This window comes from Micromonospora arborensis, assembly GCF_003205615.1.
Lineage (GTDB): Bacteria > Actinomycetota > Actinomycetes > Mycobacteriales > Micromonosporaceae > Micromonospora > Micromonospora arborensis.
This window is the reverse complement of the sequence record NZ_PYBV01000027.1, coordinates 22199-42312: the sequence shown is the minus strand read 5'-3', so window position 1 is coordinate 42312 and position 20114 is coordinate 22199. Positions and strand designations below refer to the sequence as shown.

Annotated in this window: 15 protein-coding genes; 4 read left to right on the top strand and 11 right to left on the bottom strand. The window is 72.3% G+C overall.

The window, feature by feature from the left end; genetic code table 11:
* Positions 1 to 69: 69 nt before the first annotated feature.
* A complete protein-coding gene (locus C7C45_RS20920) occupies positions 70 to 2427 on the top strand; it encodes a transketolase-like TK C-terminal-containing protein (protein ID WP_110565387.1) in 2358 nt (785 codons plus the stop codon).
* Positions 2428 to 2448: 21 nt separating this feature from the next.
* Here the strand turns inward: C7C45_RS20920 and C7C45_RS20915 are convergent, their stop codons facing one another.
* From C7C45_RS20915 to C7C45_RS20905, 3 genes are all read right to left on the bottom strand, one after another.
* Positions 2449 to 4020, bottom strand: a complete 1572-nt coding sequence (locus C7C45_RS20915; RefSeq protein WP_110565386.1) for a metallophosphoesterase — start codon at positions 4018 to 4020, stop codon at positions 2449 to 2451.
* 61 nt (positions 4021 to 4081) lie between these two features.
* Positions 4082 to 5254 (bottom strand): PQQ-dependent sugar dehydrogenase, encoded by a 1173-nt coding sequence (locus C7C45_RS20910; protein WP_110565519.1) that lies wholly within the window; start codon positions 5252 to 5254, stop codon positions 4082 to 4084.
* A gap of 82 nt (positions 5255 to 5336) precedes the next feature.
* Complete coding sequence (locus C7C45_RS20905; RefSeq protein ID WP_110565385.1) at positions 5337 to 7154, bottom strand: SpoIIE family protein phosphatase; 1818 nt, start codon at positions 7152 to 7154, stop codon at positions 5337 to 5339.
* Between the two features lie 186 nt (positions 7155 to 7340).
* Here C7C45_RS20905 and C7C45_RS20900 point away from each other — a divergent pair, with 186 nt between their 5' ends.
* The gene (locus tag C7C45_RS20900; RefSeq protein WP_110565384.1) at positions 7341 to 8267 is read left to right on the top strand and encodes a 2-hydroxyacid dehydrogenase; all 927 of its coding nucleotides are present in this window, start codon (positions 7341 to 7343) and stop codon (positions 8265 to 8267) included.
* Here the strand turns inward: C7C45_RS20900 and C7C45_RS20895 are convergent.
* Positions 8261 to 8653 (bottom strand): PH domain-containing protein, encoded by a 393-nt coding sequence (locus C7C45_RS20895; RefSeq protein WP_110565383.1) that lies wholly within the window; start codon positions 8651 to 8653, stop codon positions 8261 to 8263. The two genes, C7C45_RS20900 and C7C45_RS20895, sit on opposite strands and share 7 nt — an antisense overlap.
* Before the next feature lie 219 nt (positions 8654 to 8872).
* On the opposite strand from C7C45_RS20895, the gene C7C45_RS20890 reads away from it, so the two are divergent.
* Positions 8873 to 11269, top strand: coding sequence for a GGDEF domain-containing phosphodiesterase (locus C7C45_RS20890; protein WP_110565382.1), 2397 nt, complete (start codon positions 8873 to 8875; stop codon positions 11267 to 11269).
* A 19-nt stretch (positions 11270 to 11288) separates the two neighbouring features.
* Here the strand turns inward: C7C45_RS20890 and C7C45_RS20885 are convergent, their stop codons facing one another.
* Positions 11289 to 12308 (bottom strand): LacI family DNA-binding transcriptional regulator, encoded by a 1020-nt coding sequence (locus tag C7C45_RS20885; protein ID WP_110565381.1) that lies wholly within the window; start codon positions 12306 to 12308, stop codon positions 11289 to 11291.
* A gap of 111 nt (positions 12309 to 12419) precedes the next feature.
* Here C7C45_RS20885 and C7C45_RS20880 point away from each other — a divergent pair, with 111 nt between their 5' ends.
* The gene (locus C7C45_RS20880) at positions 12420 to 14864 is read left to right on the top strand and encodes a glycoside hydrolase family 2 protein (protein ID WP_110565518.1); all 2445 of its coding nucleotides are present in this window, start codon (positions 12420 to 12422) and stop codon (positions 14862 to 14864) included.
* A gap of 245 nt (positions 14865 to 15109) precedes the next feature.
* Here the strand turns inward: C7C45_RS20880 and C7C45_RS20875 are convergent, their stop codons facing one another.
* Genes C7C45_RS20875 through C7C45_RS20850 form a run of 6 tightly spaced genes read right to left on the bottom strand, consistent with a single transcriptional unit; the run spans position 15110 to position 20043 of the window.
* Entirely contained in the window at positions 15110 to 15853 is a 744-nt protein-coding gene (locus C7C45_RS20875; RefSeq protein WP_110565380.1) for a copper homeostasis protein CutC, read from the bottom strand.
* Positions 15850 to 16857, bottom strand: a complete 1008-nt coding sequence (locus C7C45_RS20870) for an asparaginase (protein WP_110565379.1) — start codon at positions 16855 to 16857, stop codon at positions 15850 to 15852. The genes C7C45_RS20875 and C7C45_RS20870 overlap by 4 nt, the downstream gene beginning before the upstream one ends.
* The gene (locus tag C7C45_RS20865) at positions 16854 to 17669 is read right to left on the bottom strand and encodes an amino acid ABC transporter permease (RefSeq protein WP_110565378.1); all 816 of its coding nucleotides are present in this window, start codon (positions 17667 to 17669) and stop codon (positions 16854 to 16856) included. Before C7C45_RS20865 ends, C7C45_RS20870 begins: the two co-directional genes overlap by 4 nt.
* Positions 17666 to 18310 (bottom strand): amino acid ABC transporter permease, encoded by a 645-nt coding sequence (locus C7C45_RS20860; RefSeq protein ID WP_110565377.1) that lies wholly within the window; start codon positions 18308 to 18310, stop codon positions 17666 to 17668. The genes C7C45_RS20865 and C7C45_RS20860 overlap by 4 nt, the downstream gene beginning before the upstream one ends.
* 16 nt (positions 18311 to 18326) lie before the next feature.
* Entirely contained in the window at positions 18327 to 19295 is a 969-nt protein-coding gene (locus C7C45_RS20855; RefSeq protein ID WP_208641239.1) for a glutamate ABC transporter substrate-binding protein, read from the bottom strand.
* A 19-nt stretch (positions 19296 to 19314) separates the two neighbouring features.
* Positions 19315 to 20043, bottom strand: coding sequence for an amino acid ABC transporter ATP-binding protein (locus C7C45_RS20850; RefSeq protein ID WP_110565516.1), 729 nt, complete (start codon positions 20041 to 20043; stop codon positions 19315 to 19317).
* Positions 20044 to 20114 lie beyond the last annotated feature (71 nt).

Sequence of the window (20114 nt, the reverse complement as noted above, 5' to 3'; positions counted from 1 at the left end):
CCTGTCGACTACGCGGCCAGCCCGCACCCCTCGCGAGGGCGTCAACGGCGACGCCTGGATGGAGCCACCGTGACCGAGCACGACCTCGATGTCCTCGACGAGATCCAGCGGCGGGTGCTGTGGCTCGCCACCCGGATCGTGGACGCCGCCAACCATGACCGGGCCACCGGCGACGGTGTGAAGGTCGGCGGTCACCAGGCGTCCAGCGCCTCCCTGGTCACGGCGATGACCGCGCTCTGGTTCGCGCACCTGGACGCCGAGGACCGCGTCGCCGTCAAGCCGCACGCCTCCCCGGTGTTCCACGCCATCCAGTACCTGCTCGGCAACCTGGACCGCTCCTACCTGCCCCGGCTGCGGGCCCGTGGCGGCCTCCAGTCGTACCCGTCGCGGACGAAGGACCCGGACGAGGTGGACTTCTCCACCGGCTCGGTCGGCCTGGGCGCGGCGGCGCCGCTCTTCGCCGCCGCCACCCGGCGGTACGTCGACGCGCACTTCGGGGCCCGTCCGCACTCCCGGTTCGTGGCGCTGATCGGCGACGCCGAACTGGACGAGGGCAACATCTGGGAGGCGGTCGCCGACCCCGCCACCACCGGGCTGGGCAACGTGATGTGGCTCGTCGACTTCAACCGCCAGTCGCTGGACCGGGTGGTCCCGGGCATCCGGATCAACCAGTGGCGGGGCCAGTTCGAGGCGGCCGGCTGGCACGTCGTGGAGGTCAAGTACGGCCGTCGGCTCGCCGAGGCGTACGCCCGGCCGGGTGGCGAGACGCTGCGCGACTGGATCGACGCGATGCCCAACGAGCAGTACCAGTCGCTGTTCGGGCTGGACGGCCCGTTGTTGCGCAAGCAGTTCCTGGACGGTGCGCCGGCCGAGGTGGAGGCCTTCGTGGCGGGCATCGACGACGAGGAGTTGCGCCCGCTCGTCACCGACCTGGGCGGGCACGACCTGCAGGCGATGCTGGACGCGTACGCCCAGTGTGACGCCGTTACCGACCGGCCCAGCGTCGTCTTCGCGTACACCGTGAAGGGTTGGGGTCTGCCCATCGCCGGCAACCCGCGCAACCATTCCGCGCTGCTCAGCTCGGAGCAGGTCGACACGTTGCGCGCCGCGCACGGGTTGACCGCCGAGACCGAGTGGGACCGCCTCGACCCGGCGTCACCCGCCGGCATCCGGGCCGGCGCCCGCCGCGAGGCGCTGTCCCGCGCGCCCCGCGAGCGCGCGCTGGGGGTCACCGTCCCGGAAAGCACAGGGGTACGCGCCAACAAGCCGATCTCCACCCAGGAGGTGTTCGGTCGGGTGCTGGTGGACCTGGCGCGGGACCGGGAGGTGGGCCGTTACCTGGTGACCACCGCCCCGGACGTGGCCACCTCCACCAACCTGGCCGGATTCATCAACAAGACGGGCGTGTTCGCCCCCACCGAGCAGCGTTCCTGGACCGAGGACCGGATGCTGCGCTGGATCCAGAGCCCCGCTGGGCAGCACATCGAGCTGGGCATCTCGGAGATGAACCTGTTCCTGCTGCTCGGCCAGCTCGGGCTCTCCTGGGACCTGTCCGGGCAGCCGCTGCTGCCGGTGGGCACGGTCTACGACCCGTTCGTGCTGCGGGGCCTCGACGCGTTCCTCTACGGCACGTACTCCGGCTCCCGGTTCGTGGTGGCCGGCACCCCGTCCGGCATCACCCTCGCCCCGGAGGGCGGCGCCCACCAGTCCACCATCACCGCGTCGGTCGGCCTGGAGCTGCCCGGGGTGACCTTCGTCGAGCCGGCGTACGCGACCAGCCTCGACTGGCTGCTCTGCGACGCGCTCGGGCAGATCGCCGGTGGGCCGGCTCCGGCCGCGACCGCGGCACCGGCCGAGGACGGCGCGTACTACTTCCGGTTGAGCACCCGTCCGCTGGACCAGGCGCCGTTCGAGGCGGCCCGGGCCCGGCTCGGCGACGCGGTGCTGCGCCGGCAGGTGGTCGCCGGGGCGTACCGGTTGGTCGACGCCCATCAGGCGTACCCGCACCTGGCCGACGCCCCGGTGGTGCAACTGGCCGCCTCCGGCGCGGTGCTGCCCGAGGTGCTGACCGCGGCGGCGGAGCTGGCCGAGGAGGGCATCGCCGCGCACGTGGTGGACGTGACCTCGCTGGACCGGCTCTACCGGGCCTGGCAGCGCACCCTGCGTCAGGGCGTCCGCACGGCCACGGTGCCGAGTGTGCCGGGCGCGTTGCGGTCCGCGTTCGCCGACCGGGTGCCGGTGGTGACCGTGCACGACGCCGCGTCGCACGCGATGGCCTGGCTCGGCTCAGCGGTCGGTGCGCCGGCGGTGCCGCTCGGCGTGGACGAGTTCGGCCAGTCCGGCAGCGTCACCGAGCTGTACGAACTGCACGACCTGTTGCCCGGCAGCATCGTCAACGCCGCCCTGGCCGCCATCGCCCTGCGCTGACCGCCGGCGCCCGGCCCGCGTTCAGCGGGTCGGGGTCGGCGTCGGGGTGGCCGAGGCGGGGACGCCGGCGGTCGGGTTCTCCACCAGCCGTCGTTCCAGGTTGACCTGGGCCTGCCCGGTGCCGCCGACGGTGATGGTGTCGTACGCCTGGAGCATCTTCTGCTGGTCGAAGTAGAGCACGCTCATCGACAGTGGGGTCGGCTTCTCGCCCTCCAGGCCGCGCAGCCCCGCGCCGCCGGTGGAGCCCTCCACCATCAACGTGGTGGGCTGCTGACCTGGTGCCTGCGGCAGTTTGGAGACTTGCCGGGCGTGGGTGTGCCCGGCCAGCACCAACGGGCAGGTGCCGGCGAGCGGCCCGGCCGACGCCGGGTCGTGCACGAGGGCGATGTTGACCGGCCGCGGTGAGTTGCGAACCGTCGCGGCGAGCTGGTCGCCGACCCCGATCACCTGGTCGGCCACCTGCTGGGTCAACCCGCTGCCGGCGGGGGAGGTGTTCTTGTCCGGGGTGAAGCGCGGGTCGCCGATCCCGGCGATGGTCAACCCGGCGACGTTCGTCGTCGAGTTGTTCAACACGATCGCGTTCGGCTGCCGGGCCACCGCGGCGGCGGTCTTGCCGGAGTCGTGGTTGCCCCGGATGAAGACGTACGGCTTCTTCAGCAGGCCGATCGAGGCGACGAAGGAGGCCTCCGGCTCGCTGCCCCAGTCGGTGATGTCCCCGGTGTCGATCACCACGTCGATGCCGAACTGCTCCACCACCGTGCGGATCAGTTGCCAGCCGGTCGGGTTGAGGTGCATGTCGGAGACGTGCAGGACCCGGGTGGTGCCCGGGGTCGGCTCCAACAGCGGAAGCGCCGAGACGGTGGTGTAGAGCTGGCTGACGTTGCCGACCAGACGCTGCAACTGCTCGGCGTACTTGGTGTAGTCGTTGGCGATCCGGCGGGCGTCACCGACGATGGCTGGCGCGTTGACCAGCAGCCCCTCGTAGCGTGGTTCCTCGATCGCCTGCGGACGCAGGGTGGCCGCCGCCGTGCCGAGGCTGCCGGCGGTGACCAGCAGCGCCAGCCCACCCGCCCAGGCGGTCCGCCGGACGTCGCGGAAGATCAGCCCGGCCAGGATCAGGGTGACCAGCACCGCCGCACCGAGGGTCCGCAGGCCGAGCCGCATCACGCCGGAGCGGACGTCCTCCACGGCGCTCTGGCTGGCCCGGCTGATGCTGGCCGGGTCGTCGATCAGCGCCTCGGTGCGTCCCTGGTCGAGTGCTCCCAGCCGTACGGTCAGGTGGGTCGGCCCGTCGTGGCTGTCGAGCAGCAGCGCGCCGAGCGGCGGTATGTCGACGGTGGTGCCGCCGTCCCGGGCGGGGGTGATGCTGAGGTTGGCCCGGAACGGCCCGATGTCGGTGCTCACCTGACCGCCGGCCAGCACCCCGAGCACCGCCCCGGCCAGAGCCACGGCGAGGACGGCGACGACCAGCCCGATGCGGCGCAGCGGGCCGGCGGGGCCGACCAGCGAGCGCGCCGGGCGCGGCAGCTCGTCGCCGGTCACCGGGTCGTCCCGGTCACCGTCGTCGTGCTGCTCGTCGCGCTGCCCGTCCATGCTGAAAGTCTGACCTGCCCGTCGGAAGATCTTGGTAAACCTGAACGGATGGTGACGAACGTCAGCTGCGGCCGCCGTCACCGCCGGCGAAGACCACCCGCAGGAGCCGGTCGTCGTCGCCCGCCGGGTTGCCCCGCCCGTCATGGTTGGAGGTGCTCACCCAGAGCGATCCGTCCGGCGCCGCGGCCACCGCGCGCAGCCGGCCGTACCGGTTGCTGAGCAGTTCACTGGGCTGACCGAGCAGCGTGCCGGTGTCGGTCAGCTCCATCACCCAGAGGCGCTTGCCGCGCAGGCAGCCGGTGACCAGCAGACGGTCCGTCGACGCCAGACCGGAGCAGGACGCGTCCGCGGTCCCCCACTGGGTGATCGGGTCGGTGAAACGTTTGTCGTCGGCTCGCCCCTCGACGTCCGGCCAGCCGTAGTTGCCGCCCTTGGTGATCTGGTTGATCTCGTCCCAGGTGTTCTGGCCGAACTCGACGGCGTACATCCGCTTGGCGGCGTCCCAGGTGAAGCCCTGCACGTTGCGGTGACCCAACGACCAGACCGGAGAACCGGGGTACGGGTTGCCCGCGGCGGGCTTGCCGTCCGGGGTGATCCGCAGGATCTTGCCGCCGAGGCTCTTCACGTCCTGCGAGAGGGGACGCTGACCGGCGTCACCAGTGCTGACGTAGAGCTGCCCGTCCGGGCCGAAACCCAACCCGCCGCCGTTGTGCACACTGGCCTTGGGGATGCCGGTGAGGATCGGGGTGGGCTGCCCGCCAAGCTGCAGCCGGGCGACCCGGTTGTCCTGCTCGGCGGTGTAGTAGACGAAGACCGTCTTGTCTCGGGCGTAGGCGGGGGAGACGGCGATGCCGAGCAGGCCACCCTCGCCAGCAGCCGCCACGTCGGGGATCGTCTGCACCGGGCGGACCCGCAGCCCGTCCGGCCCGGACTCGGGGCCGACCTGCACGATCCGGCCGTTGTCCCGTTCGGTGACCAGCGCGCCACCGTCCGGCAGGAAGGCGATGCCCCAGGGCACCCGTAGACCCTTGGCGAGCACCGTCGCCACCGCCTGCTGGCCGGCGCCGCCGGGGTTCGCCGACGCGGACGGGGTCGGCAGGTTGGGCGGCTCGCCGGCCGGGTCGGGCTCCGGTTCGCCGAAGCTGCAACCCGCGGTGAACAACAGCGCCGCGCACGACGCCGCGAGGGCCACCCGGAGGCGAGGGACGCGAGGGTACGGGGGACGGGCTCTCACCCGGCCCAGCGTAGCCCGCCGGACGGCCCGGCCGAGCCCGTCGGATCCGACCGGTGCCGGCGACCCCCGGCCGGTGGACCGCTCACCGTGCCCGTACGGCCAGCAGCGCGGTGTCGTCCTCGCGGTGACCGATCGAGGCGAGCAGCAGGTCACACACCTCGTCGAGGGGGAGTGTGTCGACGCCGGTCAGCCGGCCCACCAGCTCGGCCAACCCCTCGTCGATGGACCGGTCCCGCCGCTCGATCAGCCCGTCGGTGTAGAGCAGCAGAGTGTCGCCGGTGGCCAGGTTGGTCGACTGACTGGTCCGCGGCGAGGGCCGGGCCAGGCCGAGCAGCGGCTCCGGTGCCGCCTCGAGGGCCTCCACCGTCCCGCCGACGCGGACCACCAGGGCCGGCGGGTGCCCGGCGTTGGACCAGGTCACCTCGTGGACGCCGGCGACCTGCGGACAGATCCGGACCAGCGTCGCGGTGGCGGCGATCGGCAGCCGCAGGCCACGGATCGCGCCGTCGAGGTTGCTCAGCAGCGCCCCGACCGCGTCCGGCCGGCCGAAGGCGTTGCCCCGTACGAGGTTGCGCAGCTGGCCCATGGTCGCGGCTGCCTCGATGTCGTGCCCGGCCACGTCCCCGATCGCCACGATCACGTCGCCGTCGGGCTGGACGAAGGCGTCGTACCAGTCACCGCCCACCTCCACGCGGTCGGCGGCCGGCTGGTAGCGGGCGGCCAGCTCCAGCTGCCCTACGACCGGCAGCCTCGGCAACATGCTGTGTTGCAGGACCTCGGCGACGTGCCGCTGCTCGCCGTACATCGAGCTGTTGCCGACGGCCTGGCCGGCCCGGCGGCCGATGTCGACCGCGGTGAGCAGGTCGCGGTCGTCGAACTGTTGACGTTGGCCGCCGTTGACCAGGGTGATCGCTCCCAGCACGGTGCCGCCGACGCCGCGCACCGGCACGCTCAGGTAGGAGGCGATGCCGAGCCGACCGGCGATGGAGGCCATCTCCGGGTGGGTGGTGCCCCTCGTCACGTCGGCCAGGGACGCGACGCTGCCGAGCCGGGGCTGGCCGGTCCGGAGCACCGCCCGGATGCTCGACTCCGGGCTCAGCCCGGTGCGCAGCAGCTCACCGAAGCGGTCGACGTCCGCCGCGCGGGCCGGGTCGCGGTGCACCGAGACCACCTCGCGGGGCAGGCCGGTCGGCCCGATCAGGGTGAGCAGGCACCAGTCCGCGAGCAGCGGCACCATGGCGGCGGCGAGCCGGTGCAGCGCGGTGCCCACGTCCAGGGTGCCGGCCAGCGTCTCGCTCACCCCGGCCAGCAGTTCCAGTCGCTCGTGCGCCTGCACGACCCGCCGCCGGGCCTCCTGTGCGCCGTCCAGCGCGATCCGCAGTCGCAGCTCCGACGAGCAGGCGGCGGCCAGGTCGGCCAGTGTCCGCAGTTGCGCGGCGCTCCACGCGCGAGGTTTGTTGTCGATGGCGCAGAGCGAGCCGAGCACCCGCCCGGCGAGGTCGGTCAGCGGCATCCCGGCGTACGCGACCACGCCGAGGCCTTCGACGGCCAGGTTGTCCCGCACGCGGGGGTAGAGGCGGGCGTCCGGCAGCACCATCGGCGCTTCGATGTCCACCACGTGCTGGCAGAACGAGTGGCTCAGCGGGGTCTGCCGGCGCTCCGACCAGGGCTCCGGCAACCCGACCGCGCCGGGAAAGAACTGCCGGTCGGCGGAGACCAGGGAGACCAGCGCGACCGGCACGTCCAGCAGATCGCTGACCAGACGGGCGAACCGGTCGAACGCCTCGTCCGGGGCGGCCTCCAGCCCGGTGTCGGCGAGCGCGCGCAGCCGCTCCGGGTCGGTGAGCGCCGCAGGTGGGGCGATCGGAGGCCGGGCGGTGGCGGGGGAGCCGTCGGTCATCGAGCACCTGTCTGCTGGGGCGGAGGCCGACCGGCCCTCCGACCCTTCGTTATACCTCGTCCAGGCCCGGGTCGAACGTCGGTGTGCTGAGTCTCGCCCGCCCCGGCTCCGCGCGCCATCCCCCGGGACGCCGGTTCGCGGCCGTGCCCGCGCCGGCCGCGCCGTCGGGGACTATCGTCGGCTGACGTGAAGGTATGGATTCCGCACCAGGCCGGCCTGAACCTCATGGGCGAGCTGCCCCCCGACGTGACGGTGGAGGTGTTCGAACACGCCGACCGGCTGCCCTCGGAGGTCGCCGACGTCCGCGTCTGGGTGCCACCGTTCCTCGGCGGCACGGACGCGACGGCCCTGCTGCGTGAGCTGCCCGACCTTGCGGTGGTGCAGTTGCTCTCCGCCGGGGCGGATGCCTGGGCCGGCCGGACGCCGCCGAGTGTCACGCTCTGCGACGCACGGGGCGTGCACGACCCGTCCACCGCCGAGTGGGTCGTCACCGCGATCCTCGCTCAGCTGCGGGCGTTCCCGGCGTTCGCCCGTGCGCAGGCCGAACGGCGCTGGGCGAACGAGGGGAACACCCCGACCGACGAGCTGACCGGTAAGCGGGTCCTCATCATCGGTGCTGGTTCGATCGGCACCGCGGTGCGGAACCGACTCGCCCCGTTCGAGGTGAGCTTCACCCTGGTCGCGAGGACGGCCCGCCCGGAGCAGGGGGTGCACGCCGTCGAGGAGTTGCCCCGGCTGCTGCCCGAGGCGGACGTGGTGGTGGTGCTGGTGCCGCTCACCGACCAGACCCGTGGCCTGATCGACAAGGAGTTCCTGGCCGCGATGCCGGACGGGGCGCTGCTGGTCAACGCCGCCCGGGGGCCGGTGGCCCACACCGAGGCTCTCGTCGCCGAGTTGGGCACCGGTCGGATCTCGGCCGCGCTGGACGTCACCGACCCGGAGCCGCTGCCCGTCGACTCGCCGCTCTGGGCGATGCCGAACGTGCTGCTCACCCCGCACGTGGCTGGGACGGTGCGAGGCATGCTGCCGCGGGCCTACCGACTGGTCGGTGACCAGGTACGCCGGTTCGCCGCCGGGCAGCCACTGATCAACACGGTGGTCGACGGCTACTGACCGGGTGCCTCGGCCGCGTTGTCCGGCAGTGCCTGGCCGGTGGCCGACACCAGGCGGGGCAGGTCCACGCTGCGGACGGCCGGCAGGTTGACCTGCTGGCCGTCGTCGAGTCGGGCGACCGCCCGTCCGCGCTGGTCGGTGGTCAGCTCCAGGACGTGGTCCCAGTTGATCCGGCGTTGCCCGACCAAAGCCCGTACGCGTAGCTCCCGCGCGTCGGCGTCGGTGCCCGCCCGCCAGGCCCACAGCGCGACGGCGAGCGGGACGAGCAGCACCGGCAGCAGGTAGCCCCGGGCGTTGGCCAGCGGCAGGGCACCGATGAAGGCGATGACCGCGGCGACCAGGATGGCTTGGTTGTACCGGAAGCGGACCGTGTCGGGCTTACTCACCCTCCGATGATCCCACCCTCGCCTGGCCCGGCTGGCGGCGGGCGGTGCCAGCAGGGTGCGGCGCGTCGTACAGTGACACGGGTCGTTGCCTTCACCGGGTGACCGGCACGTAACCGATCCTGCCGTCGATCGTTGCCAGTTTATTGGACAGCGGATCAGCAAAGTCCGATGTCTTGCACCGTCGCACCGCCCCCGTGCCCCCTCACGAAGGCGACCGCTGTGCTCCTCGCGTACCCGTTCCGCGTCCTCGTCCCCCGCCGGATGGCACCGGAGACCGCCACGTCCACGGCGGTGGCGCTGCTCCTCCTCGCCGGTGCCGCCGACCTGGTCCCGACCCCGGTGGTGATCGCGCTGGCCGCTGGCGCTGGCGCCACGCTCGCCGGGGTGCGGCTGGCCCGGCTGGCCTCCCGGCACTGCACCGATCCGGCACCGCGGGTGGCGGGCGTGTTGCTCGACGCGGCGGTGGTGGTGGCCGGTCTGACCGCCGTCGTGCTGCCCCTGTCCGACGGTGGGCACACCTCGGCCGTGCTGGTCGGGTCACTGCTCGTGGCGGCCCTCGCCGTGACCGGGCTGTGCCTGCTTCCCGGCCGGACGCGACCGTCGGCCGGGGTCCGGCTGCGCTGGCTGGTCGAGTCGACCGGCCCGGCCGTCGGGCTGGCTCTCGCCGGTTGGTTGCTGCTGCCCCGGGACGGCCCGCCGGTCACGGTCCGGCTGGTCGCCGCGTTGGCGCTGGGCGGGCTGGGTATGGCCGTGCTCAACGCCTTTGCGGGGCCACGGCGACGCTCTCCAGCGTCGGTATGTCGAGGCGGCGTCCTGCTCACCCTGGGTGGGCTGGTGTTGCTGGCCACACTGCCGTCGACGGCCGGGCGGGTGACCCTGCTGGCCGTACCCCCGCTGGTGTTCGGGATGCTGCTCGTCGCGGTGGGTGCGACCGACGCGGCGGAGGCGGGTGACCCGGGGCCGGCGGATCCGATCGCTCGGGCCTGGCCCCGGTCGGTGCTCCCGGCGGCGGTCCTACTGCTGGCGGCGGGTCTGCACCTGAGCGCCGGCCGCGCAACGGATCGGACGAGCGTGTTGTTGGCCCTGGCGGCGGTGCCGCCCCTGGTGCTGCGCGAACTGCTTCGGGCCGGTGACACGCCCGCCGCCGAACGGCGAGCCGCACATCGCCGACCCGCCGGCAGCGCCCTCCGGCACCGCCACGCGGCGCAACCGCGCTCGCTGGGCACGTCGGCTCCACCACTTGCGCAGCTCGCGCACGGCCAGCCCGGCCGTGGCGGTGACCTGTTCGGCCCGGTCACCGCCAACGGGCCCGGCTCGACCTGGTCGCCGGATGCCGGTGCCGGCTGGTCGGCGCACGACCGGCGGCCCGTCGCGGGCGGCGGTCCGCCCGGCGACCGGGCCGCACTGCTGGACGCCCTCGCCACGATCGGCGACGTGCCGGCGCCGTCCGGCGCGCTGCTGCTGGTGGACCTGCACGGCACCGACGGGATCGGCCCGACCGCTCGGGAGGACGTGCTGGCCGAGGCGGTGCACCGGGCCCGTGCGGTCGTCGCCTCCGACGACCTGGTCACCGGGTGCACGGGTGCCGGCTTCGCCGTGGTCACCGCCGCCGGCCCGGTGCTGGCGTACGCGCTGGGCAACCGGCTGCTGAGCGCGCTCGCCCCGCCCTACCAGCTCGCCGGGTCGGTGCTGCGCGTGCAGACCAGCATCGGGTTGGCCGAGGTGAGCGGGGACCGGCCGGCGGACGTGCTCCGTCAGGCCGAGCTGGCCCGACGACGGGCCGTGCAACTGGGCCGGGACCGGGTCGAGTGGTACGACGCGTTCCTGGAGGAACAGCTCGTTCGCCGGCTCGACCTGGAACGGGAACTGCCCGGTGCGGTGGCGCGTGGCGAGCTGGATCTGGTGTACCAGCCGGTGCTCGACCTGGCTGACGGGCAGCCGGTGGGCGCGGAGGCGTTGCTGCGTTGGCGGAGCCCGGTGCTCGGCACGGTGCTCCCGGCCGAGTTGCTGCCGGTCGCCGAGGACCTGGACCTGGTCGGCGAGCTGGAATGGTGGGTACTGGACCGGGCCTGCCGGCAGTTGTCCAACTGGTCGGCGGGCGTACGGGAGTTGTGGATGGCGGTCAACGTCACGACCCGCGAGTTGACCACCCCCGACTTCGTTCAGCGGGCCGCGGCGGTGCTGGCCGCGTACGGGGTGCCGCCGGAGCGGCTCGTGGTGGAGGTGAGCGAGCCGAGGGTCGCGGGTGACCTGCCGACCGTGGTGGCCCGACTGGCCGGGCTGCGGTCGCTGGGCGTACGCACCGCGTTGGACGACTTCCGGCCCGAGCACGCCTCGCTGGCGCAGCTCCGCCGCCTGCCGATCGACCTGCTCAAGGTCGGCCCGGAGTTGGTGGGCGCACGGCCGGACGGGCAGCCACCGCTGATCGACGTGGTGGTCAACGTCGGCGAGCGGTTGGGCGTCGAGATCGTCGCCGAGGAGCTGGAGTCGTCGACCCAGGTCGAGGGGGCACGCCGGGGTGGTTGCCGGTACGGGCAGGGGTTCGCACTGGCCCGCCCGGCGACGGCCGAGCGGGTCGAGGCGTACTTCGAGGAGTTTCCCTCGGCGTCCCGCTGAGCGGGAGAGATGAACCGGTTCACCTCTCCCGGGGCGGCGCGGTGCTGCCCCGGGGTGTGAGCTGTGGCGTCTCGTCCTGCACCCGGCTCGCCGGCTGCCCGGCGATGACGGCGAGCAGTTGCCGGGCGGCGTGCGCGCCGTACGCCGGGATGTCCCGGCCCAGCGCGGTCAGCGGCGGATGCACCAGGCGGCACAGCGGCGAGTCGTCCCAGGCCACGATGGACAGATCGCCGGGCACGGTGAGCCCCATCTCCTGGGCGACGGAGAGCCCGGCGATGGCCATCACGTCGTTGTCGTAGACGACCGCGGTGGGCCGGTGGGCCGAGCTGAGCAGTCGGCGGGTGGCCCGGCCACCCTCCTCGCCGGTGTAGTCCGACCAGACGGTGACCGCGTCGACCAGGCCGAGCCGCTGGCAGAGCGCGGCGAAGGCGTCGGTACGGATCTCGGTGTGCCGCAGGTCGGCCAGGCCCGCGACCCGGGCGATCCGCCGGTGCCCGAGCGCGACCAGGTATTCCACCGTCTCGGTCAACGCGGCCTCGTCGTCGGACCAGAGACTGCCCAGGTCACCCGTGCCACTGGGCCCGCCGATCACCACCGCCGGCAGTTGCAACTGCTCGAGTGCGGGGATGCGCCGGTCGTCGGTGCGCAGGTCGCAGACGAGCACCCCGTCCACCCGACGTTCGCCCCACCAGCGCCGGTAGACCGCGATCTCCGCGTCGGGGTCGGCCACCACCTGGAGGGTCAGCGCGTACGAGCGGGCGGAGAGTTCGGCCTCGACGCCACTGATCAGCGCCATGAAGAACGGCTCGATGCCGAGTATCCGGGCCGGTCGGCACAGGGCCAGACCGACCGCCCCGGCGGTGGCGGCGGACAGGGCGCGGGCAGCGCTGCTGCGGCTGAACCCGATCTCCGTGGCGATGGCCAGGATGCGCTGCCGGGTGGCCTCGGAGACCCCGGGCTGCCCGTTCAGCGCGTACGACACGGCACCCTTGGACACCCCGGCGTGCCGGGCGACGTCGGCGATGGTCGGCCGCTTCACCGGCGTGCTCCTTCGCTCTCTGGCCGTTGACCGTCCGGATTCCGAACCGTACGGTGGCTTAGCTTATCCGGTTCAGTCAACGTTTTTCGATGCATAAGGTGCGGTGAAGTGTTGAGCCGACAGGCACTCTACGACGGTTGGACCCTGCGTGCGGCACCCGGACCGCAGGTGCCGGCCGAGATTGCCGGGCAGGCCGTGGCGGCGACCGTGCCCGGCTGTGTGCACACCGACCTGCTCGACGCCGGGTTGATCCCCGACCCCTACCTCGACGACAACGAGGTGGCGCTGGCCTGGATCGGGCGCACCGACTGGCACTACCGGACGAGCTTCCGGCGCCCGACCGGGCACCACGACCGGGTCGACCTGGTCTGCGCCGGCCTGGACACCGTGGCCACGCTCACCGTCAACGGTGTCGAGGTCGGCCGCACCGAGAACATGCACCGCGGCTACCGGTTCGACGTCCGGTCGGTGCTGCGCGACGGCGACAACGAGCTGGCCATCACGTTCGACTCCGCGTACCGCTACGCCGAGGCGCAGCAGGAGCGGCTCGGTGACCGGCCCAACGCCTACCCGGAGCCGTTCCACTTCATCCGCAAGATGGCCTGCAACTTCGGCTGGGACTGGGGGCCGACCCTGGTCACCGCCGGCATCTGGCAGGACATCAGCCTGCACGCCTGGTCCACCGCCCGACTGGCCACCGTCCGCCCACTGGTCACGATGGACGGCCGCGACGGCCAGGTCGAGCTGCACGTCGAGGTCGAGCGGGCCGCGAACGTCCCGCTGACCGTCCGGGCGGACGTCGCCGGCGCCAGCGCCGACGTGGTCATCCCGGCCGGGCAGCGCACCGCCGTGCTGACCCTCACCGTCCGCGAGCCCGCGCTCTGGTGGCCCCGGGGGTACGGCGAGCAGATGCGCCACCCGATCGAGGTGACCCTGCACGGGCCGGACGGCGACGCCCTCGACGCCTGGTCGCACCGGATCGGCTTCCGCTCGGTGCGACTGGACACCACCGCGGACGAACACGGGACCCCGTTCGCGTTGTCGGTCAACGACGTTCCCGTCTTCGTCCGCGGGGTCAACTGGATCCCGGACGACGTGTTCCCCACCCGGATCACCCGGGACCGGCTGGCCGAGCGGTTCGACCAGGCCATCGCGGCCAACGTCAACATGCTGCGCGTCTGGGGCGGCGGCCGGTACGAGTCGGCCGACTTCTACGACCTCGCCGACGAGCGTGGGCTGCTCGTCCAGCAGGACTTCCTCTTCGCCTGCGCGGCCTACCCGGAGGAGGAACCGTTCGGCTCCGAGGTGGCCGCCGAGGCCGCCGAGCAGGTGACCCGGCTGGCGCCGTACCCGTCGTTGGTGCTCTGGACCGGCAACAACGAGAACATCTGGGGCTGGCACGACTGGGACTGGCAGCAGGACCTCGCGGGGCGTACCTGGGGGCGCGGCTACTACCTCGACGTGCTGCCCCGAATCGTCGGTGAACTCGACCCCACCCGCCCGTACTGGCCGGGCAGCCCCTGGTCGGGCTCCGAGGCGATCCACCCCAACGACCCGGCGCACGGCACCACCCACATCTGGGACGTGTGGAACACCGACGACTACACCAGGTACCGGGAGTACGTGCCGCGCTTCGTCGCCGAGTTCGGCTACCAGGCCCCACCGGCGTACGCGACCCTCCGCCGGACGCTCAGCGACGAACCCCTGGCGCACGACTCACCGGGCATGGCGCACCACCAGAAGGCGGCCGACGGCGACGCCAAGCTCCAGCGGGGCCTCGACGCGCACCTGCCCGCCCCGGCGGACTTCGACGACTGGCACTACCTGACGCAGCTCAACCAGGCCCGAGCGATCCAACTCGGGGTCGAGCACTTCCGCTCACACCGGGGCGTCTGCGCGGGCACCATCGTCTGGCAGCTCAACGACTGCTGGCCGGTCACCTCCTGGTCCGCCGTCGACGGCGACGGTCGTCGCAAACCCCTGTGGTACGCGCTGCGCCACGCGTACGCCGATCGGCTGCTCACCGTGCAGCCCCGCGACGGCGGCCTCGCCCTGGTCGCGGTCAACGAGACCGCCGAGGCATGGACCGCGCCGACTGCGGTCACCCGGTTCACGCTCACCGGGGAGCCGAGGGCGAAGACCTCGGTCGACCTCGACGTCCCGGCGTACTCCTCGGTGGTGCTGGCGCTGCCGGCTGACCTGGCGCGGCCGGACGAGGGGCGACGCGAGTTGCTGGTCGCGGAGGCCGGTGCCACCGCCCAGCGCGCCCTGTGGTTCTTCGCCGAGGACCGGGACGTGGACTGGCCGGCGGCGGCGTGGGACGCGACGGTCGAGCCGTTCGACGGTGGGCAGCGGGTCCGGGTCACGGCCGGCACGGTGCTGCGCGACCTGACGCTCTTCCCGGACCGGTTGGACCCGTCGGCGTCCGTCGACAAGGCCCTGGTCACCCTGCTGCCGGGCGAGTCGACGACGTTCATCGTGCAGGCCGACGAGTTGCTGGACGAGGCTGCGCTGACCGCCCGCCCGGTGCTGCGCTGCGTCAACGACGTCGGCTGAGATCGCGCACCACTCAGCGCGCGAGGTAAGCCTCGATCTTGCAGTTTCGGTTGTCGATATGGGTGGGATGCCCGTTGTGTCGGCACGGAAAGTGCAAGATCGTGGGGCCGGGTCGTACAACCCAACCTGGCGTGAGCTGCCGAAGACCCATGATCGCGCTCGAACATGAAAGTAGTGGCCTCCCCAGTCGGGAAGGCCACTACATCGTGGATCGAGCGCGATCAACGCGCCGGGAGCGCGACCGATCAGGCGCGGGCGGCGGCGAGCACCTGGCCGACCAGGGCCCCGGAGGTGCCCGACCGCTCGTACTCGGGGCGGTTCAGGCTGCCGCCCATCAGCGGTGCCGGGTTGCGGTGCACGGCCGGGCTGTCCGAGCTGACCAGAGCCGCGAAGTGGTACTCGTCGGCGCCCGTCGCCTCGACGATCCGGGCGATGTTGCGCGGGGTGATGCCGCCACCCGGCATGATGATGATCCGCCCGGCGGCCCGGCGCACCAGGTCGGCGATGAGCGGAGCACCCTCCAGCACGCTGACCTCCTGACCCGAGGTGAGCACCCGCTGCACACCCAACTCGATCAGCTGCTCCAGCGCCGCGTGCGGGTCACGGGTCATGTCGAACGCACGGTGGAAGGTGATGCTGGCGTCGCCGGCGGCGGCGATCAGCCGACGGGTGGTCGGTACGTCGACGTCACCCTCGGCGGTCAGCGCGCCGATCACGATGCCGTGCGCGCCGGCCGCCACCGCCGCCCGTACGTCCCGCTCCATCGCCTCGATCTCGAACGGCGAGAAGATGAAGTCGCCGGCCCGGGGCCGGACGATCACGTGCACCCGGATCCGGGTGACGGCGCGCAGGGTCGTCTCGATGGTGCCCAGGCTGGGGGTCAACCCGCCGTCGAAGAGCGCGGAGCACAGCTCCACCCGGTCGGCGCCGGCCTCCTCGGCGGCAACCGCCCCTTCGACGCTGTCGATGCAGATCTCGAATGTGTTCATGACTCTTCCTTTTCCGTGCGAGACGTGCGAGACGATGCCGCAGTCCAGTCGATGACGGCGGTGACGGCGCCGACCGGTACGCCGCCGCCGAGCACCGGCACCTGGCGCAGCGCGTCGGCCCCACCGACCGGTACGCCGACGGCGTCGAGGGCGGCGAGGGCGATGGCGGTGGTGGCGCGGGGTGAACCGTCGATCGCCTTCACCGCCACCGCGTGACCGTCCGGTGCGGCCACCGCGAGCACGCCCTCGGCTCCGCCCTTGGCGAGGACGCCGGGCAGCGCCCGCATCAGGTCGGTGTTGGGGTGCCCGTGCCAGCCGCCGACGTACTCCGGGTGTTGGCGCATGGCCTGCGCGACAAGCGCCTCGTCGCTGCCGGCAGGCGCGGTGACCAGCGCCTGGAACGTGCGGGCCAGGCCGGTCAGCGGCAGACCGAACAGCGGTGCGCCGCAGCCGTCGACCGCGTGGTGCGCGATCGGCGTGCCGGCCAGCCGGGCGACGGCGGCGGCGGTTTCCCGCTGGAGCGGGTGGTCCGGGTCGAGGTAGTCGTGGGTGTTCCAGGACTGCGCGACGCAGGCGACGAGCATCGCGGCGTGCTTGCCGGAGCAGTTCATTCGGATCCGGTCGCGCTGTCCGCCGGCGCGGATCAGCCGGTCCCGGGTCGCTTCGTCCTCCGGCCAGTCCACCGGGCAGCCGAGCGCGTCCTCGGTCAGACCGGCCCCGGCCAGCATCGCCCGGACGACCTCGACGTGCCGGTCGTCGCCGGTGTGGCTGCCGGCGGCGAGCGCCAGCGCCGGGCCGGTCAGCTCGTCACCCGCGGCGACCCGACAGGCCAACGCCTGCACCGGCTTCAGGGTGGAGCGGGGGAGCACCGGCTCGTCGGGTACGCCGGCGGCGAGGGCGACCTCGCCGTCCGGGGCGAGTACGACGACACTGCCGTAGTGCCTGCTTTCAACGAAGCCGTTGCGGACGACCCGAGCCAGCTCGGCGTAGCGGAAAATGGTCACCGGGTTCTTGTCCCTCGATTGTTGCGGGCTTGGAGTACGCGGGCGAACTTCGACAGCGAGGCGTTGACCACGAGGTAGATCAGCGCCACCACCAGGAACGTCTGGATCAGCAGGTGGGTGTACGAGGAGAGCACCTGCCCGCTGTAGAGCAGCTCGGTGTAGCTGACGACGAAGCCGAGCGAGGTGTCCTTGAGTAGCCCGACCAGCTGGCTGACCAGGGACGGGGCGAGTTGGAGCAGCGCCTGTGGCAGGACCACCAGCGCCATCACCTGCCCGCGGCGCAGCCCGATCGCGAGGCCCGCCTCGGTCTGCCCACGGTCCAGGGCCAGGATGCCGGACCGGAAGATCTCCGCGAACGCCGCCGAGTTGGAGACCACCAGCGGCACCACGAGCTTCCAGAAGAGCGGGAAGTTCATCCCGTACTGCGGCAGGGCGAACAGCGTCACGTAGATCAGCAGCAACGTGGGAACGGTCCGGAAGATCTCCACGTACGCGCCGGCCAGCCAGCGCAACGGTCGATGCGTCGACAGCCGGCCGAGCGCCAGCAGCAACCCGAGCGCGGAGCTGAGCACGGCTGTCGCGGCGGCGGCGCGCAGCGTGGCCCACAGGCCGTTGAGCAGGTACCGCCAGATGGGCCAGGTGGTGAACGGTTCCCACCGGGCGGCGGCCAACTCGCCGTGGCTGGCGAACTGGTAGACGGCCGCGACCAGGGCACCGGCCAGGAGAACGGCGCCCAGCACGGTGGCGATCCGGATCCGTCGCCGGGCACGGGGGCCGGGCTCGTCAAAGAGGATCTGTTGCGTCTTGTTCATCGGACGATCGCCAGCCTTCGTTCGAGCAGGCCGGTGACCTGACCGATGATCAGCGCCAGCAGCATGTAGGCGAGGCCCGCGCCGGTGAAGACGGCGATCGGCTGAGCCTCGACCAGGTTCACGTTGTTGGCCGCCTGGGTCAGCTCGACCACGCCGACGGCGGCGGCCAGTGAGGTGTTCATCAGCAGCGCGATGCAGATGTTGCCGATCGGCTGGATCACCGCCCGCAGTCCCTGCGGCAGGATCACGTGCCGCAGGGACTGCCCGAAGGTGAGCCCGATGGCCCGGGCCGCCTCGGCCTGGCCGACCCCGACGGTGTTGATCCCGGCGCGGATCGCCTCGGCCAGGTACGCCCCCTCGTAGACGGCGATGACGATCGCGGCGGAGGTGAACAACGGGAACGTGATGCCGATGGTCGGCAACGCGAAGACGAAGAGCACCAGGAGGGCCAGCAACGGCAGGTTCTGGAACACCTCGACGTACGCCGTGCCGATGGCGCGCAGCAGCGGTACGGGGGCGATTCGCAGGGTGGCCACGACGATGCCCAGCAGCATCGCGCCGACGGTGGTCACGACGGTCAGTTCGACCGTCGTGACCAGGCCGTGGCCAAACTCGCTCAGGTGGGCGGTGAGGGCGTCCATCGGTACGGGAGGTCGCTCAGGAGCCGTCGGCGGAACCGAGGGCTGGCGGGGTCGGCGCCCCACCCTCTACCACCGAGCCGAGGGTGCCCTCCCAGACCTTCGCCCACGTGCCGTCGGCCTGGATCTTCTTGAGCCAGTTGTTGACGAACTCCTTGAACTGCGTGTCCTCCCGGTTGAGGCCGATGCCGTACGCCTCGGTGGTGAACGGCTCGCCCACCACCTTCATCCCCGGGTTGGCCTTGGCGCCCGAGGCGAGCAGCGTGAAGTCCTGCACGTACGCGTCGCCGCGCTTCTGCAGCAGGGCCTGCAGCGCCTGCGGGTCGGTGCCGAAGGCGATCTGCTTCGAGCCGGGGGCGGCGGAGGGCAACGCGGTGACCGCAGGGGTGTTCGCCCCGACGATGACGGTCTTGCCGGCGAGGTCCTTGACGCTCTTGATCGCGGTGTCGTCCTTGCGGACCCCGACAGCCAGACCCGAGGTGAGGTACGGCCCGGCGAAGGCGATCTGGGTGGCCCGCTGCGGGGTGATCGTGTACGTCTGGAAGACCGCGTCCACCGACTTGGCCTGGAGCATGGCCTCCCGGGTCTGGGTGCCGATGGTCGTCGTCTTCACCTCGGGCTTGCCGATGATGTACTTCGCCAGCAGCTTCGCCATGTCGGCGTCGAAGCCCTCGATGGTGCCGCTGACCGGGTTCTGCTGGCCGAGCAGCGGCGCGTCCAGGGATCCGCCGATGTTCAGGTAGCCGCGCTTGCGGATCGCCTCCATGGTCGAGCCCGCCGGAATGTCCGCGTCGGTGGCGACCGGGGCGGCGTCGTACACCGACTGGGCGATGACGCCGTCGCCGCCCATACCGGGGTTGCCGGGCAGCGTCGGAGCGCTGCTGCCGCTGTCGCCGCCACAGCCGGTCGCGGCAAGGGCCACCGCCACGGCGGTGGCGGTGAGGGCGAGCGAGCGCCGCCCGGTGAAGTTCATCTTGAGGATTGACATGACACCCTCCCGTTGGGGGCTAGTGCTGGAGGATCTTGGAAAGGAAGTCGCGGGCCCGCTCGGTACGCGGAGCTGCGAAGAAGTCGTCGGGGGCACCGGATTCGACGATGCGGCCGTCGTCCATGAAGACGACCCGGTCGGCGGCGCGGCGGGCGAAGCCCATCTCGTGGGTGACCACGATCATGGTCATCCCCTCGGCGGCGAGGGAGACCATCACGTCGAGCACCTCGTTGACCATCTCCGGGTCGAGGGCCGAGGTCGGCTCGTCGAAGAGCAGCACCTTCGGTTGCATCGCCAGGGCCCGGGCGATTGCCGCCCGCTGCTGCTGCCCACCGGAGAGCTGGGCCGGGTGGTGGTTCGCCTTGTCGGCGATTCCGACGCGCTCCAGTAGGGCCATGGCCTGCTGACGCGCCTCGGGCCGGGCGACCCTGCGGACCCGGGTCGGGCCGAGGGTGATGTTGTCCAGCACCGTCTTGTGGCCGAAGAGGTTGAAGGACTGGAAGACCATGCCGACGTCGGCGCGCAGCCGGGCCAGCGCGCGGCCCTCGGCCGGCAGTGGCTCACCGTCGATCTCGATGCTGCCCTGTCCGGCCGTCTCCAGCCGGTTGAGGCAGCGGCACAGGGTTGACTTGCCCGAGCCGGACGGCCCGACCACGACGACCACCTCGCCCGCGGCCACCGTGAGGTCGATGTCCTTGAGCACGTGCAGCGGACCGAACCACTTGTGCAGGCCGCGTACCGACACCATCGGTCGGTCCGCACCCGTCGTCTCCGGTGCCACCAGGCGGCCTCACTTTCTTCGACTACAAAACTAAGCCA

Bases quoted from the DNA above. Each gene is read 5' to 3' on its own strand.
- C7C45_RS20915 (WP_110565386.1), bottom strand. From the start codon at position 4,020: ATGGACGGGCAGCGCGACGAGCAGCACGACGACGGTGACCGGGACGAC.
- C7C45_RS20905 (WP_110565385.1), bottom strand. From the start codon at position 7,154: ATGACCGACGGCTCCCCCGCCACCGCCCGGCCTCCGATCGCCCCACCT.
- C7C45_RS20875 (WP_110565380.1), bottom strand. From the start codon at position 15,853: ATGAACACATTCGAGATCTGCATCGACAGCGTCGAAGGGGCGGTTGCC.
- C7C45_RS20865 (WP_110565378.1), bottom strand. From the start codon at position 17,669: ATGAACAAGACGCAACAGATCCTCTTTGACGAGCCCGGCCCCCGTGCC.
- C7C45_RS20860 (WP_110565377.1), bottom strand. From the start codon at position 18,310: ATGGACGCCCTCACCGCCCACCTGAGCGAGTTTGGCCACGGCCTGGTC.
- C7C45_RS20855 (WP_208641239.1), bottom strand. From the start codon at position 19,295: ATGTCAATCCTCAAGATGAACTTCACCGGGCGGCGCTCGCTCGCCCTC.
- C7C45_RS20850 (WP_110565516.1), bottom strand. From the start codon at position 20,043: ATGGTGTCGGTACGCGGCCTGCACAAGTGGTTCGGTCCGCTGCACGTG.